The sequence below is a fragment of the Diplocloster hominis genome, assembly GCF_032380655.1.
Classification (GTDB): domain Bacteria; phylum Bacillota; class Clostridia; order Lachnospirales; family Lachnospiraceae; genus Diplocloster; species Diplocloster hominis.
Genome location: NZ_JAWDIY010000004.1, coordinates 106,779 through 122,617 on the forward strand (window position 1 = coordinate 106,779; position 15,839 = coordinate 122,617).

Consider the following 15,839-nt stretch of genomic DNA (forward strand, 5'->3'; position numbering starts at 1 on the left):
AAAGCTTTGATTCAAAGTTGGATCAAAATCTCTAACATAAGGTTCCCACGCCCCCTCAAATTTAACATCTTCTTTCTCGGGAAAGTTCCAACGGTCAACCATCTTACAATGATCTGAAATACGAGCCAGCATATTATAATCCATTGATACTTTTTTCCAATCCTTTCAGTCTTTATGCTCTGATGCCTATCGTAGCTGCCGCAGTGCTGATCATGATCTCCAAAGTATTCTTCGGAGAACCCAAGTTCCTTCTGAATGTAATATACAGCGTAGTTGAACATCTTCTTGTCATCCACGTCAAAACTATGAAGAGCGCTTTGGAAAACATAGCGGCCAAAATCTCCATACATTCCCATGCCTTCAAAACGCATGGAGTGTATCAGCCAAAACATCGCTCCGTCGTAATGCTTCTCCAGATAACGTTGGTCTTCTATCTCTGGAATAGGATCTGAATTGTACGGAGGTACGATTTTCTTTCGTTCTATCATACCTGTATATTCCGGATGCTCATAAAGGAATCGCTCAATAATCAGCCGTGCATAATCTCTAAGCAAGATATCCAGATATACTTTTTCCTGTTCAAACACTGTATGATAAACATATTCTGCCAAAGCCTGCATGCCTTCGTCATCCGTCCGCTTACAGCAAGCACCAAACATATCTGATTTACTTTTTTCTCAGTCTATATTCTCGTTGAATGTCCTGACCAATAAGATAGTCTGAAGTCTTCTCGGCTGTTGTTTAAATTCAATAGTAGCATTCCCAGTAGCGGTCAAATTCTCAAAATCCTGCTCAAATTTACTCCCATTTTTAATTCTTTTAAATGTTAATTCTATTTTCTCGCTATACCTTTCCATACCTTTTTATCAAGAATCTATCACTGTACTTTCATCCATTCAATAATCTCTTCAAATCCATTCGCATACAATCTCTGAAAACTCTTCCCATTTGCATCTGACAAAAAATCCAGGAATTCTCCCATATCCTTTCTATAAATCTGTCCTATAATCTGAAGATCTTTTGTAGTTTTTCCGATTGCCTCAAGATCATCAATCACACGCATTCGCTTTTCCAGCTTCTCATACTTTTCTTTCCAGAATCCTATGTACTCCAATTTTGCCTCTGGCCCATCATAAACATCAGGACCAATCTTTATAGGGGCATTGTCTCCATAATAACCCCGCTCTTTTTCACTTAATACAATAAACAGAAGCCTGTCCTTGTAATGCCTGTCTTTTATAATTTCACCCACCTCATACATACAAGGCTGTTTTCTTAAATAAGTGTCACTTATCACTGCTAATACAAAATCGTGATCTTGTATCGTATCCATAAACTCTTTAAAGCTTGCTTTGTACTTAAGTTCGGTATATCTGGAAATCTTTATCTTACCCTGAAGCTTTTCGCAAATTGTTTTTTCTACAATATCAACAATTGGCGCATCGCATTCCGTATAAGAAATAAACAAAGTAGATGGACCTTTCCACTCCTTTTGCTCCATTATCTTCGCATCATTATTTACAAAAATATATTGTGTTCCCTCTGCAAGAACCAAATCATCCGACTGTTCCACTCTAATCACAAAAATATTTCTATCAAAAAGAAGAAAACTTCCATACTGGCATTTGACTTCATGGGACAATTTTCCATATGCAGCTTTCATAATATTCTCTATATTGGATGTGAGATAAAAACCTGTTAATTTATAACTTCCATTATCCTTCTCTGCCCCAATTAAAATGTATCCACCCGCTTTGTTTGCTAGGGCACAAATATATTTTGCTAACTCCCCCGGGCGAGATTCTAATGCTCTGCAAATTACATTATCGAAATTATTATTGCTCAGTACAGCTTCTACTTTGTCCCTGCTTAAGCTCATTCTTCTACAATCCTCTCAATGGTATTCTGTTTAACCCTGTCAGTTTGATAATCTTTCCAAATGTAAGCTTCTTTGGCTCTGATTTACCGTCCTCAACCCACAATTCCCAGTCCCTGGAATAATCCAGGATATCTTGTTCCTCTCTGTAATAAATACGCACTTCCCCACCATCCGAAGGGCGAGCCAGCAAATATATCTCTTTTCCATTCTTTTTTATGATAAATATTGTATCTGATGCCGGATGTATTTCAGATAAATCATAGTCTTCTCTTTGCCTCAGGTACGAAAAAATATTAGTTCTGGAACGCTCTAAGATGGATTTTACGTATTCATAGGTCTCTTGATTATGCTTTGTAGGTCTGTAAAACTGCTCCGCAAAATCATCATCAGTAAATGCTTGATTCAGCGCTTCTTCGGACTCAATCCCATACTGTAACAACACCGCTGGCGTTATCTCACTTCTTACATTTGCTTCCGGTGAACCAACTTGTCCTATTCTTATTATTTCCTCTAAGTTTTTTGCACTAGTAATTGAATATTTATCCATGATATCATCTAATATTTCTGCCTTTCGGATGTTTGAAGTAATCTCTTCATCATCATAGAGATAATGTTTGTTTTTATACAACTCTGGAAAAATCTCTTTCGCTTTATCACTATTATCCGTCATCCAAAGTAACAGTTTCTTAAAATTAGTCCGCACCTTATCATCCTTAGAAGTTCTGTTTGCATTCACATACTGTGATATAGCCGGTACTATATCACAATCTTTTTTCACACGATTATCGGGCATCTTTAAATAAACTTGCTTCATTAGCAGCTCTGCTTTAATATCATAACCCGCACTAACTGCAAGTTCCTTTAAAGTCTCATCCATATCACTATCCAAAAAGATATCATCTTTTATCACAAATATCCCATTTTGGTTCGGAAGAATCGGTCTTTTCGATTTATTGATTAAGTTTTCATAACCTGTTTGAACTATAAATTCTATAAATTCCGCTAGGAATCCTGTCGTATCTTCCATAGATTTACTCATATACAGTGATAAATGTTTCAAATCGGCGCACTCACTAATCTTATCTGCCACACAAGTAAGCGTATATTTTAATGCTTCTTGTAATATTTTTTTTGATATCAAAGGAACTTCCAGCATAAGAGCATTTGTTTTGAAAATATCACTTGCGTATCTGCATATCTTTTGTTGTATATCCAGATTTTCATTATCTTTTTCATAGTAGAAAACCATTAGAAATAAAATTCTACTCCTTATTCCCCCATCTGCTTCCTCTAGTCTGTCTTCAATTAATCTAAGCATTTGTCCATTTTCTACATTTTCTGCCTGAAACCACTCCCGATTCGTAAGATCTGAATCAAGCAACCAGCTTCTGCAATCAGCACCCAATTTATCCAAGATATTTTTATATTCTTCCAAAATATCCTTATCATAATGAAGTTCTGAAACACAATGAAATTTCCCTCTTTGATCTGGAAGGATTCTGATTTTATTTGCAAATATATATTCTTGCAATTTTTTATTTTTCTCGACTAGATCATAGTACCTTAAAAGCCAATCTTGCCAATTATAGTATGGCATCGCTTCCTGCAATTGTTCAATCCCACCATACTCCTGTAATTGTCCTGTCAAATTTTTTAATGTATATCTATTACAGCCACTCCATAAGGAAAAATACCAATCATGAATATTTGCTTTACAAGGAATACGTTCTGGCATTATTGGATAAAGTAATTCCCATATTTCTTCTCGAATTTCCGTGTTGGCATCTGAAATAATATATACCTGTTCTTCCCCTAACCAGTCCTGTAACGCCATCATCTCATTCTTACTGGTTTGTATAATTTCAGTATTTAAAATCGTATCTTTACAATTATTAATAATCGCTTTAATCCATTCTTCATCATACCAATCCTTTTTTTCATAAGTATCGATATGTGTAATGTGATAGATTCCACCCCAACAACGCTTTGCCGCATATGCCAATAGTTTTGTATACAAACCACACGCTTTTTCTATAATCTTACGATTCAGCTCAATTTCATCATCAATTCTATTCTTTGACTTGCAGGACAGATATATGCCATCTCTCGGTTCCGTTGGATTAAAATCACTTGAATTAATTACAACTGGAAACGGAAAATCCTCTGTACCTATTAATGGAAAATCACAGAATAATTTTGGCTGTCCTTTTGCAAATGATATAAAGTTCACTGAATTGTTATTGCTTTCCAACCCTGCAGATATGGTGAGCCCATCTTCGGTCAAATTTAAAATATATATGTTCTTTTTTGTGATTTTAGATTCATACTGGATTTCATGAACTAATGCATTTTCTTCCTGACTAGTATGACTTTGATTGTATCGGAACACCTCTCCTGTTGATTCCAAAAAAATCTCTTCAATATCCTCTATCATAGATAAAACAAATGGTGCAGTTACTCTCAAGTTTTCAATTCCCTGCTTTGCCACTTCTATACCATCTTCATCCAATGCATATTCAAAGATTGTATTATAAGCCTCCCAGTCTGGTACATCCCGCAAAGGTGTACATTCCATAAGCTGCTGTACAGCCGTTTCCATGGCTCTTACAATTTCCTTTTGCTCATGCCCCGTCCGATCCAAAGTAAAATGGAAGTTTGAAAAACTACCTGCCTCTGTTTCCAATATACCAGACAAATCCACAATTTCTGACAACAAATGTGTTGTCAAAAACCCTGTTCCAAATTTTCCACTTGTTCTCTGAACCCCATCATTTCTGTCTTTGGATGAGGATTGATTAATAAGCGACATCACGTTCGTTATGGAAAAAGCCTTTCCATTATGCTTAAATGCAACCTTTTTGTTTCCTTCATCAAAAGCAATTGCAATTTTAACCTTACCAGTGTTATTACATATATCCTTTGCATTCTGACATAATTCCCATACCCACCGTTTTGCACTATTTTCATTATTGCTATAACGTAGTTTCTGAAGCAGCTGCAGAACACGATTGGCCGCTCCTATACGTAATGAATTGCTATCTGCCTGTTCTATATTTTTTTGAAATCTTTCTGTATCCATTGTTTCCCCCGTAAAAACTCTTGAATCAAGTTTCATCACCATTTACATACAACATTTTTCTTTTGTAATAATCATTGATTCCATACATGACCTCTTCCTTAATCTGTCTTAAATATACCATATTTTTTTAATCATTACATCACTTTTGACCGTTACTCTCATAAAATCAAAAAAGACCTGCAAAACACTTTTCTGCAAGTCCATAAATATCAACGCTATACACATTTCAGTCTATCATCTGTGTATGCAGTTCCTTTTTTCCTCATATTTTTAACGCTATATACTCAATATACAATCAAAACCATACTCCATTTTAGGATACCCCAGGTAAATCTCATTATACCTCTCAAGTTTTTCCGGTTATGCAGCCAGTTCCGGCCTGGCATCCCGTTTCTGATCCTGCCGCGCTTCCTCAATACATTCATTATAATGATACGAGTACTCCACTACCGGTTCTATTTTAAAAAGATCCGCTCCGGTTAACTTCTGTATCATTTCCGCCGCGATTTCCGTATTTCCTTTTGTGAGATTCCGTATCGCGCCGCTGACATAATTTTCCCCCGTACGAGAAAAATAAAGAATTATGGATGACATATAAATTCCTCCTTCCCAATCCATCTATGCATTCCTGAGTAATTACGTTTTCATTATAACCGCAAAGGATTTGACCCGGAATCTCCGGTGTGTTAATATCGTATTAAGGAACAAGCAATAAAAAGAGCAGGGAAGCTGGCCCATACAGAAAACCAAACGCTGCGTGTCGGAACTTCCATGCTGAATCCCTGTAAAGAGTTTATGGATCTGTGGTATCAGGTCAGCGACCGGTTCCCTCAGTTTAAGATACAGATCGTTACTTTTGAGGACAATCTCCGCAGATACGCATAGAAGACACACCTTATTTTTATGATATCCATGTGTTTAACCGCTGTGAAGAGACAAACCAGCTTTTATTAAATTTGGAATGTTGGAAGGATTATCCATCCTTCCCTTGTCACTCTTCCCGTGGAATGGAACTACACGATTCCCTATGGATTACTGTATCCTGCAAATAACAAAAACGGCTCAACTGTCGGAGATTCAGGGACATTCTCGGGCAGCTAAGCCGTTTTTTATAATCTTTTTATACCGTTTTCCTATCCTGTTCTCTTATTCCGGATTCTCGTATGCTCCCGAGGAATAAGTCAGCTCGTAACTGTGGCTGTACACCTCGAAAATGATCCCAAACGGATCTTCCACATAACACATCCGGTAAGGCTTGGAGCCCTTATAATAATATCGGATGGGCATCCTCTGTTTCCCTCCGTGTTTGACGATATTCTCCACAAACCCCTCCAGGTCCGGATCCTGTACGGCGAAATGGAACAGGGAGGTTCTCCAGTATTTAAACTCCTTCTCATGAGGTTCGTTCTGCGGGAACTCGAACATTTCAAATCCTATGCCGTCTGAGGTGGACAGGTGCGCAATCCGGAACTTATCCCACCCTTTCCCGAACACATCGTCGCACATGACCCCGATATCCGAGTCATCCCTCTCGATCACCGACGGGGGCATGATCTCATATAATCCCATTACCTCCGTATAAAATTTAACTGCTGCGTCCAGGTCCGGTACAGACAGACCAATGTGTGAAAAAGCCTTAGGGTACATAGTTATCTCTCCTTTATTATTTTTTATAACGGCTTTCGCCGCCAATTTCCTGTCTACGGAGCTTCTTAAGCTCCTTGTTTAAAATGTGTCTGCCGCAGCCAGCGCTCAGTTACTGCCCTTCCTGCGCCCGCTTGATTCCGGTTTTGGCTATTCCCCGTCCAAACGCCCGCCCGATGGGCGTCCTCCACACATCCAGCAATACCGCAAGCAGGATCATCAGACCATTTACCACCTGCTGTATCGCCGTGGAGATTGAATTCAGGTTCAGTACGTTTTGAACGATCAATACAGTTCCCGCACCGATCAGGGTAGCCACTACCTTGCCCTTTCCCCCGGTCATGCTGGTCCCGCCGATCACCGCCGCCGCTATGGCGCTCATCTCCATACCGGGGCCAAAATTCTGGGACCCGGAATTCAGTCTGCAGGCATACAGCACTGCCGCGATCCCTGTGCACAGCCCCGCCAGAGAATAAGTCAGCATCAACGTATGCTTCACATGAATGCCGGACAGCTGTGCCGCTTCCATATTTCCGCCGACAGCATAGATTTTACGTCCGCTGCGGGTGTAGGTAAGGAAGATATGGGCCAGCGCGAAAAATACGACGATATAAATCAGGGTGATCGGAAGCCCGAAAACGGTTGTATAAAAGATCTTTTCCGTATCTGCCGACAGGGACTGCAGGGCGGATCCGTTGTTCATCATGTAGGATACCCCCCGGAACATGCTCTGGGAGGACAGGGTGGCTATAAAGGCGGGGATTTTCAGATAAGATACCAGAAAACCATTGAATGCGCCCATGATGATCCCCACGATTACCAGCAGCAGCGCTCCTGCCCACACGGATAATCCCCAAGACTTTATCATCGTGGCAAACAGCATGGTCTGTAATGCCACCGCGCTGCCGCAGGAGATATCGATTCCTCCTGTCAGGATCACGAAGGTGGCCCCTACCGCCAGGAATGCGGTGACGCAGATCTGCAGTACCAGATTTCTCAGATTGCTCAACACGAGGAAACGTTCCGTACTGATGCAGGCCAGCAGGAAAACGACTAAAAATGCGATAAACGGCCCGATTACCTCTGATTTTAATAATTTTTTCATATTAGGATCTCACTCTCCCGCTCTCTTGACTATTTTGCCGGCCCATGGTAATCTCCATCAGTTCTGTCCGTGTGATCTTTCCCACAGGGATCGTCTCCGTGATTGTCCCACCCCGCACGATTGCCAGCCGGTCGCTCATAGCGATCAGCTCCGGAAAATCCGAACTGATGAGTATCACTGCCTTCCCGGCGGCAGTCAGCCGGTTCATGAGCTGGTATACCTCCACCTTGGCCTGCACATCGATCCCCTGGGTCGGTTCATCCATAAGAAAGATATCCGCCTGTGAAAAGAGCCATCGGGCGATAACTACCTTCTGCTGATTACCGCCGGACAGAAACCGAACTGATTTTTCCATAGCTGTGGGGGTGATTTTCAGCTTATGTACATATTCCCTGCCGCTGTTTCCCTCTTTTTTCAGACTAAGCAGACCGGCCTGCAATAGTTTCTCTAGCTTTACGACAGATATGTTTGGTCCTGCGTTGAAATTCATAAACAGGCCGTCGGATTTCCGGTTCTCCGTGACAAAGGCAATTCCCGCCCGAATAGCGTCCTGCGGCCGCCTGATCCGCACCTTTCTGCCGCCGATCTTAAGGCTTCCCTCCAAAAGAGCGTCTGCCCCGAATATCCCCCGGGCAATCTGCGTCCGGCCGGAACCGATGAGGCCCGCGAATCCCAGCACCTCCCCCCTGTGAAGTTCGAATCCCGCATGGCGCGCTCCCTGCCGGGTAGTCAGATTTTCAGCCCGAAGGATGACTTCATCTGTTGCATTGTGTTCCTTGGGGTAATGGTTTTCGATATCAGAGCCGATCATGATACGCACGATCTCGCTCACACTGATCTCCTGCCGCCCACATTCTCCGGTCACCACACCGTCTTTCAACACTGTCACCCGATCCACCAGGCTCTCCATCTCGTCCAGCCTGTGGGAAATATAGATGATGGCATACCCCTGATCTCTCAGTTTGCGGGTCAGCAGATGCAGGCGCTGGATTTCCGACTGGCCCAACGCCGCCGTCGGCTCATCCATGATCAGCAAAGAAGCATGGATACTGAGGGCCTTCGCGATCTCTACCAGCTGCTGCTGTGCCACCGACAGGTTTTTTACCACCACAGACGGATCGATATCGATATCCAGTCCGTTCAATAATTCTCCGGCTTCTGAACGCATCCGGTTCCAGTCAATCAGCCGGTTCTTTTCCTTATATAATAACCGGCCCAGGAAAATATTTTCCACAACGCTCAGGGTGGGTACCAGGGAAAATTCCTGGAAGATCGTGGCCACTCCCATCTTTCTGGCCGCAATAGGACTTGTAACGTGGACTAATTTTCCCTGGTGATAAATCTCTCCTTCCTCCGGTTCATATACACCGGAAAGACATTTTATCAGTGTGGATTTTCCACTTCCATTTTCCCCGATCAACCCGTGAATTTCTCCCCTGTGAAACTGCATGGATACATCATCCAGCGCTTTTACACCAGGGAATAATTTCGTCAGGTGTTTTACTTCCCAAAGCACTTCGCCGCGTTCACTCATATGATCCTCCCATCGCCGCGGAATTGTCCTGTGTCCAAACGGGCAGTTCCGCCGGCAAACTTTTTCTAATACTCTTTGGAAGGCTGCGGGCTCAGCCGTTCGGGCTGCTGCAGGAATTCCAGTACATTATCTTTGGTGGTGACATAGCCGGGAGTCTGCACCCATCCTCCCTCAAACTTTCCATATAGGATATCCACAGCCGCCTGGCAGGCGTACAGGCCCATCTCATAGGGAACCGTGTTCAGAGTGGAATATCCGTTTCCGTCATAGATCATCTCCAGGAATTCGGTGTCCCCATCGTTGGCAACCAGAGTGATATCTGTACGGTTCAGCATTTTGAGCGCCATATAGGCCCCTTCCGCCTCCTGGTCATTGGCGCAGTAGATCATATTGATCTCCGGATTCGCCTGAACCATATCCATACAGGCCGTGTTTCCGCCGTCTACCGTCCAACTGCCGTTGACCCGGGACACGATCTCATAATCCGGATGGTCCTTGATTCCCTCCTCGAAGCCTCCGCAGCGCTGTCCTGTGTGATAACCGGGAAGTCCTTCGATTATGCCGATCTTCAGTTCCTCTCCCTGGAATTGCTCCGCGATCATCTTCCCCTGATCCAGGTTCCCATTGTACTGGTCATAGCCAACCACTCCGCTCAGCGGCACTTCAAAATCCAGGCTGTCCGAATTCAGGTTAAAAACCGCCACGCCCGCGTCGATCGCTTCCGTGATCACAGGAGCAAGAGCGGCGTCATCGTGTGGATTCAGCAAAATAACATTGACACCCATGGTAATGGCATCCTGCACCATTCCGACCTGAGTATTAATATCACTGCCGCTCATGGGGGCCAGGGTTACCACTTCCGCTCCAAGTTCCTTCGCCGCGGCCTCCACGCCTACGCCCACAGCCTGATAATAAGTATACTCCAGTCCGGCAGGCATAAAAGCGATCTTCGGAACCGTCCCTTCCACATAATTCAGATTATCGACCGGTGCCTGCGAATTCAGCATGGTAGGTTCCGGATATTCATAAATCTTTTTGTATTCAAATCCGCCGGATGCGGCGGCCTGTTCTGCATCCGCCGGGGCTGTTGTCACGGCTGCCGGTTCCGCTGTATCTTCCGCCGGCTCTTTGGCACCCGCCGCATCGGCCGGCTCTTCCTGTCCCTTCCCGGGCGAACCGCACGCGATTAGTCCGAAGCACAAAATCCCCACCAAAATGAAACTCCATATTTTTTTCATACATGCCTCCTGTGTTGCACTCCCTGCGCTTTCCTTCTGCGGAAAAAGGTACACGGTACCTTTTTAGCACGCAGCGCAAAGGGATGTGTGAACTTTTCTTTGTTCTGCCTTACCTCATACCTTTTAACCAGATTTCGTCCGAACTCCCCGGCGTCCCGGGAATGCCCCTGCAAGGATTTTCATTTCGGCTTGTTCCTGTAGTTTCTAGTATAAAAGGGACAAAAGAAAAAGTAAATAACGTACTTTTTTGTAAGTATCCTACAAAAAAATACGTTATTTCAGGGATCACGATGGGATATAAATTTTATTTTTCTCAGCGAATTCTTTTGTGAATTTACACAGATCATCAATAATGGGAATAATGGAACCATATTCTCCCGACACCGAGTATTCCACCTTGACCGGCACCTCGCCCCGGTCGGTCCGGCGCGCGATCATGCCGCTGTTCTCCAGCTCTTTTAACTGGGTCGTCAGCATCTTCTCAGTGATTTCCGGAATCGCCCGCCGCAGCAGGGAAAAACGATTGTCGCCGTGAATGATATGCCAAAGCAGCCGCAGCTTCCATTTACCGCCTATGAGATCAATCGTCAGAAGCAGAGCACATTTGTATTCTGATTTCAGTTCTGCCATCCATTCACCTCTCTTCGGGATATAAACTGCTGACAGATTATATATAACCGTTTGCCTTCTCTTTCTTCATAATAATATAGTCTTCCACCTGGCGCACCGTCTCTTCCAGATGTCTGCGCATCATAATGGACGCCAGCTCGCAGTCATGCTGCCGGATATATTTGATTATCTGCGGATGGTATTCCAGAGCAACCTCAGGGCCTACGATCTTGTGCAGCCGCTCCTGATTGCTCAGCAGGCTTTCCATCAGCATGGTATAAATCTGCTTTACATAAAAATTGCCGGTGCCGTCTGCAATCGCACGATGAAATTCAAAATCATATTTATAGAAATCGTCTGACTCACGGTCACAATTCATAAGCCGTTCATGAACCTGTTCCAGATGCCTGTAATCTTCTTCCCCCGCGAATTTTAAAAACTGCTCCACGTTGGTTGAGTCAAAGTAAACCCGAAAGCGGATAATATCCAGCAGTTCCTCATCCGTGATAATATGCGTGGGAACGGCAATGAGAGCAATCGGGTTGCTCTCCTGCACATAGGTACCGGAACCCTGAATTTTTTTCAGGGTAGACGTAGCGACGAGTTTATCGATAGCCTGGCGCACAGCCACCCTGCTGACGCCCAACTCCTCGCAGAACTTCTGCTCTGTCCAGATCTTATCTCCCTCCTGCCACTCCATATCGCGAATCTTATCGCAGATAAAATCGTAAACCAGTTCTGTTGCATTCATTGTGTAAGCCATGAAAAACCCCTCGCTTATCTATTCTTTGTCCGATTTCTTCCGTCTCAATCTTCTAAATCGATAACTGCGGCACGGACTGGAAAACCGTCCGCCTCCGCGATTCCAACAGGCGCTCCGCTAAAAAACATTACCTCTCCGGGAAGCTGCTCCAGATTAGCCAATGCCTCTACTACCGCCACACCATTTTTCAGAAAAATCTTATGGACTTCCATCGCCTTGTCGGGATTCAGGGAGGGCGCTTCCACTCCCACCATATGAATCCCCAGCTCTACCAGATATTCAGCCAGTTTCTCGGTGATCACCGGGTAATCCGTAAAAAAGCGCTCTTCCCTGAAATACCTGGACCATCCCGTCTTCAATATCACTTTCTTATGCTTTCTGATCTGTTCCTCGTAAGGCCTGACGTCCTCCACCGACATCTCATCGAAGGCTCCCCGGTGGGTGCAGTCCACGATGACTGCATATCCGATATAGTTTCCGATATCCACCTGGTCCAGACAGCATCCGGAATTCAGAAAATGCCTGGGGGCATCCGTATGAGTCCCCGCATGGCTGTTTATAGATGCGATTCCCAAATTATAGTTGTCCTTTGCGACCGTGTGGGACAGCTGATAATCCATAGGCGGCGTCCCCGGGAATACCTGCGTGGTTTTAACCGAAAACGGCAGCGTCAAATCATATATTTTCATAGGAACCTCCTATTCCGCTTGTTTTATTTTATCACAAAAGGCTTTTGCCTGTAACTGCATTTCCAGGAATTTTTTATTTTCCGCCAAACGGCGGTTCACCAGATTTCCGCCTATTCCCACGCAGAGTGCGCCGCTGTCCAGAAATTCACGGACATTCCCAGGGGTAACTCCACCCACAGCCGACATCGGGATGTGCTTTAAGGGTCCTTTCACCGCTTTTATATATCCGGTGCCCAGGATATCGACGGGATAAAGCTTAACAATGTCCGCCCCCGCCCCGTAGGCGGCTGTGATCTCCGAAGGCGTCAGCGCGCCGGGCATGGACAGCATTCCCGCTTCCTTCGCAGCCCGAATGACGGTTGGGTCTGTATTGGGGGAGATGATGAACCTGGCGTTATGCTTTTCGGCCAGCTCCACTTCCCCGGCGCTCAGTACCGTTCCCGCTCCCAGAATGACCTGCTCCGCAAAACGTTCCCGAACCGCATCCAGGCAGTCCAGGGTATTTTGGATACCCGCGCTTCCCGTATGGTCGAAAGTGACCTCCACGCAGGAAATCCCTCCCTCTAACAGCGCGGCCACAGTCTCCACGATATCTTTTCTGTCCACTTCCCGGATAATGGCGATCAGTTTCCTCTCCTGAAAAGTATCAAATAATGGATGTTTCATGGGTCTCCTCTCTTTTTCCGCTTCAGATACGGCCGAATTTTGCCAGCAGTTCTTCTACCGAAGCCCCTTTTAAGATCTCTTCTCTGGTAGCGATCTCCTTATCCGCCTGTTCCCTGGCCCTTTGATAAACTTCCGCCAGTTGTTCATAGGGAACCACAGCCACACCGATTTCGTCGGCCACTACCAGATCACCGGGGCGGACGATCACGCCGCCGCAGACGATGGGTGTGTTAATCTCAATCGGTTCTTTTCTCCCGGAATACGCTGTGTGGGAAGCCCGGGGGCCTACGGATTTCGCGGAAATCGGAAAGCCCAGCATTCTGGACTCGTCCGTGTCACGGCAGCTGCCGTCTATAACCGCGCCGGCCACCCCGGCATTCCTGGCCAGGCCTGACATAAGTCCGCCCCAGATAGATGTCTGCGTCTCACCGAACGCATCGACCACAACCACATCCCCCGGCTTCGCGATCTCAAATACCCCCAGGCAGTCCACGATATCCCCGGCCGTCAGTTTTACCGTGACTGCCGGTCCGATTATTTTCTTTTCTATACTTCTGGGTTTGATATCCGGGCGCATCACATTGTCCCGTTCCATGGCATCTCCCACCACACAGGACAAAGAGAGCACATCCTCCATATCCCGGAAAGGCTTTATCAGTGTTTCATCAATCTGAGGTCTTGGATTTATTATTTTTTTCACTTCATTTCTTCCTTTCTTTTAACGGCGCAGACCCGCCGGAGTGTTTTTTCATTCCCTGTAATACAGATCCTTTCCCGTATATCCCATTTGGCCTGATATCCGGCAGGCGCTGTCCAGCAGGAGGCGCACATGTTCCGCATTTTCCGCCTGCTGAGTGTTCCCCTTAAAGTTTGCTATGCTGACCGCGGCAATCACATTCCCCTCATAATTGCGGATCGGGGCAGCGATGCAATACACTGTGTTTTCCCCCTCGCAGTCGTCGATAGCATATCCTCTCTGCCGGGTCTGAAACAGATCTCTTTTCAGACTCTCTATATCCCGTATGGTATTGGATGTCTGGGGAATGAATTCCCTGTTCTCGTATATCCTCTCCACCTCTGCCACCGGCATGGAAGCCAGAATTGCTTTTCCCAGCCCGGTATTATACATATCCTTGCTGGAGCCCAGCTGAGCGGTAGTGATCACCGCTCCGCCCCCCTCCACTTTATCCAGGTATACAATCTTATCTTTATTTCTGACCGCCAGGAATGCCGTGGCTTTGGTTTCCCGGGACATTTTCTTAAGATACGGTTTCGCCGCTTTTAACAGGTCCGCCCCCTGTATGTAGGCCGCTCCTGCTTCAAAAGCCCTGATTCCCACGGCAAACGCTCTGGTATCCTTGTCCGGCTGCATCAGATATTCCATCTGTACCATGGTATCGAGGATATCATTGGCGCCGGCAAGCGGAATATCCAGTGCCTCGCTTATGGCTTTTGGCGTCACCGGACGCCTGGATCCACTGACATAAGTCAGGATATCCAGCGTCCTCATGGCCGCTTTGTTCAAGGCCCTCCCTCCTCTCTAGAAACTATTCCCGGCATACCACTCGTTGGCTTCCAGATAGTAATCGGCTGTCTCAGCCGTAACCAGATTCACGGAAGTATAGATATTGTTGGGCGCGGTCTTAACTCCGGCTGCCGCATCATCGCTGGTAAGCGCAAGGTTGGTCCCGCCGTATTTGGCCGTGATCAGGGATACCATAGACCAATATCCCATAGATACGTCGTTCTGTACGATGGATGCGGTGATCAGTCCGTCCTTGATCTGGTTTAAAATATCGGAGTTTCTGTCCATGCCCAGCACATCGATCTGTCCTGCCTTGTTCGCTTCCTGTACCGCTGTCGATGCCCCTGCCGCACCTGTGGAATCAGTGCAGACAAACCCGGTGATCTCACTGTGGCTGTTGATGATATCCGTAGCGGCACTGACTGCTGTCACCGTATCAGCTTTGGTATCCCCGTAGGCCACGATCTCGATGCCAGGATACTCGGCGAACGCCGCCTCGAAGCCTGCCTGCCGTTCTTCAAACATGGTATTCCCAGGCAGCGTCATGATTGCTATCTTACCTTCCCCGCCGACTGAATCCGCATACAGCCGGCCGCCGTCATAGCCCATGTCATACTGGGAAGAACCGATATAGCTAAGTCTGTCGCTGGTGGCTACATCACCGCAGAAGGTCACCACATGGATTCCTTTTTCTATCGCGCCGTTGATGCTGGCTTCCAGGGCAGGATCATATCCCCATACGGCTATTCCCGCGGGATTTTTTGCCACCGCGGAATCCAAGGCGCTGACCATGGCACTCATATCATCATCCGTGGGGCCGACCCAGCTTGTCTTCACGCCGAAGAGTTCCCCCGCCTTCTCCCAACCGTATTTGTGGGCGTTAAAATATTCCAGGTTATTCAGGCAGCAGACTGCTATGTACTCATCGGCGGTATCGATCTGGCTTTGCAGGGTGCCGTCACCTGCCACAGCGTCCGAGGCTGTTTCTTTGCTGCCGGAGCATCCTGCCAGCATGGTGGTCAGCATTAACACGGTTAAAATGACAGCTATCATTTTTTTCATAAAATTTCTTCTCCTTTTCTTATACATTTTCCAATTAAATTTACAG

The 15,839-nt window shown here is 45.8% G+C and carries 15 protein-coding genes; all 15 read right to left on the reverse strand.

Translation table 11 applies throughout. The features are described 5' to 3' along the window. Positions 1-11: 11 nt before the first annotated feature. Positions 12-659: a hypothetical protein gene (locus ABC831_RS05280; RefSeq protein ID WP_343247201.1), complete on the reverse strand. Its 648-nt coding sequence runs from the start codon at positions 657-659 to the stop codon at positions 12-14. Between the two features lie 218 nt (positions 660-877). Beyond that, positions 878-1,879: a TIR domain-containing protein gene (locus ABC831_RS05285; protein ID WP_343247202.1), complete on the reverse strand. Its 1,002-nt coding sequence runs from the start codon at positions 1,877-1,879 to the stop codon at positions 878-880. Between the two features lie 4 nt (positions 1,880-1,883). After that, positions 1,884-4,994: an ATP-binding protein gene (locus ABC831_RS05290; protein ID WP_343247203.1), complete on the reverse strand. Its 3,111-nt coding sequence runs from the start codon at positions 4,992-4,994 to the stop codon at positions 1,884-1,886. A 324-nt stretch (positions 4,995-5,318) separates the two neighbouring features. Beyond that, a complete protein-coding gene (locus ABC831_RS05295) occupies positions 5,319-5,552 on the reverse strand; it encodes an NADPH-dependent FMN reductase family protein (protein WP_343247204.1) in 234 nt (77 codons plus the stop codon). 552 nt (positions 5,553-6,104) lie between these two features. Then, a complete protein-coding gene (locus tag ABC831_RS05300) occupies positions 6,105-6,605 on the reverse strand; it encodes a lactoylglutathione lyase family protein (RefSeq protein WP_343247205.1) in 501 nt (166 codons plus the stop codon). Positions 6,606-6,714: 109 nt separating this feature from the next. Further along, a complete protein-coding gene (locus ABC831_RS05305; RefSeq protein WP_343247206.1) occupies positions 6,715-7,707 on the reverse strand; it encodes an ABC transporter permease in 993 nt (330 codons plus the stop codon). A gap of 1 nt (position 7,708) precedes the next feature. Beyond that, positions 7,709-9,241: a sugar ABC transporter ATP-binding protein gene (locus tag ABC831_RS05310; protein WP_343247207.1), complete on the reverse strand. Its 1,533-nt coding sequence runs from the start codon at positions 9,239-9,241 to the stop codon at positions 7,709-7,711. Positions 9,242-9,306: 65 nt separating this feature from the next. Continuing rightward, positions 9,307-10,479 (reverse strand): sugar ABC transporter substrate-binding protein, encoded by a 1,173-nt coding sequence (locus ABC831_RS05315; protein WP_343247208.1) that lies wholly within the window; start codon positions 10,477-10,479, stop codon positions 9,307-9,309. Positions 10,480-10,764: 285 nt separating this feature from the next. Continuing rightward, complete coding sequence (locus ABC831_RS05320) at positions 10,765-11,109, reverse strand: winged helix-turn-helix transcriptional regulator (RefSeq protein WP_343247209.1); 345 nt, start codon at positions 11,107-11,109, stop codon at positions 10,765-10,767. A 37-nt stretch (positions 11,110-11,146) separates the two neighbouring features. Then, positions 11,147-11,851: a FadR/GntR family transcriptional regulator gene (locus tag ABC831_RS05325; protein WP_343247210.1), complete on the reverse strand. Its 705-nt coding sequence runs from the start codon at positions 11,849-11,851 to the stop codon at positions 11,147-11,149. Between the two features lie 44 nt (positions 11,852-11,895). Continuing rightward, positions 11,896-12,540, reverse strand: coding sequence for a cyclase family protein (locus ABC831_RS05330; RefSeq protein WP_343247211.1), 645 nt, complete (start codon positions 12,538-12,540; stop codon positions 11,896-11,898). A 9-nt stretch (positions 12,541-12,549) separates the two neighbouring features. Beyond that, on the reverse strand, positions 12,550-13,206 hold the full coding sequence (locus tag ABC831_RS05335; protein ID WP_343247212.1) for a bifunctional 4-hydroxy-2-oxoglutarate aldolase/2-dehydro-3-deoxy-phosphogluconate aldolase: 657 nt from the start codon (positions 13,204-13,206) through the stop codon (positions 12,550-12,552). Positions 13,207-13,228: 22 nt separating this feature from the next. Continuing rightward, positions 13,229-13,906, reverse strand: coding sequence for an RraA family protein (locus ABC831_RS05340; RefSeq protein ID WP_343247213.1), 678 nt, complete (start codon positions 13,904-13,906; stop codon positions 13,229-13,231). A gap of 48 nt (positions 13,907-13,954) precedes the next feature. Then, positions 13,955-14,731, reverse strand: coding sequence for an IclR family transcriptional regulator (locus tag ABC831_RS05345; RefSeq protein ID WP_343247214.1), 777 nt, complete (start codon positions 14,729-14,731; stop codon positions 13,955-13,957). Between the two features lie 15 nt (positions 14,732-14,746). Continuing rightward, positions 14,747-15,793: a substrate-binding domain-containing protein gene (locus tag ABC831_RS05350; RefSeq protein WP_343247215.1), complete on the reverse strand. Its 1,047-nt coding sequence runs from the start codon at positions 15,791-15,793 to the stop codon at positions 14,747-14,749. Positions 15,794-15,839: the final 46 nt, after the last annotated feature.

What these genes read in the sequence shown, in the direction of transcription:
- ABC831_RS05280 (WP_343247201.1), bottom strand. Translation starts at nt 659, where the DNA reads ATGTTTGGTGCTTGCTGTAAGCGGACGGATGACGAAGGCATGCAGGCT.
- ABC831_RS05285 (WP_343247202.1), bottom strand. Translation starts at nt 1,879, where the DNA reads ATGAGCTTAAGCAGGGACAAAGTAGAAGCTGTACTGAGCAATAATAAT.
- ABC831_RS05290 (WP_343247203.1), bottom strand. Translation starts at nt 4,994, where the DNA reads ATGAAACTTGATTCAAGAGTTTTTACGGGGGAAACAATGGATACAGAA.
- ABC831_RS05295 (WP_343247204.1), bottom strand. Translation starts at nt 5,552, where the DNA reads ATGTCATCCATAATTCTTTATTTTTCTCGTACGGGGGAAAATTATGTC.
- ABC831_RS05300 (WP_343247205.1), bottom strand. Translation starts at nt 6,605, where the DNA reads ATGTACCCTAAGGCTTTTTCACACATTGGTCTGTCTGTACCGGACCTG.
- ABC831_RS05305 (WP_343247206.1), bottom strand. Translation starts at nt 7,707, where the DNA reads ATGAAAAAATTATTAAAATCAGAGGTAATCGGGCCGTTTATCGCATTT.
- ABC831_RS05310 (WP_343247207.1), bottom strand. Translation starts at nt 9,241, where the DNA reads ATGAGTGAACGCGGCGAAGTGCTTTGGGAAGTAAAACACCTGACGAAA.
- ABC831_RS05315 (WP_343247208.1), bottom strand. Translation starts at nt 10,479, where the DNA reads ATGAAAAAAATATGGAGTTTCATTTTGGTGGGGATTTTGTGCTTCGGA.
- ABC831_RS05320 (WP_343247209.1), bottom strand. Translation starts at nt 11,109, where the DNA reads ATGGCAGAACTGAAATCAGAATACAAATGTGCTCTGCTTCTGACGATT.
- ABC831_RS05325 (WP_343247210.1), bottom strand. Translation starts at nt 11,851, where the DNA reads ATGGCTTACACAATGAATGCAACAGAACTGGTTTACGATTTTATCTGC.
- ABC831_RS05330 (WP_343247211.1), bottom strand. Translation starts at nt 12,540, where the DNA reads ATGAAAATATATGATTTGACGCTGCCGTTTTCGGTTAAAACCACGCAG.
- ABC831_RS05335 (WP_343247212.1), bottom strand. Translation starts at nt 13,206, where the DNA reads ATGAAACATCCATTATTTGATACTTTTCAGGAGAGGAAACTGATCGCC.
- ABC831_RS05350 (WP_343247215.1), bottom strand. Translation starts at nt 15,793, where the DNA reads ATGAAAAAAATGATAGCTGTCATTTTAACCGTGTTAATGCTGACCACC.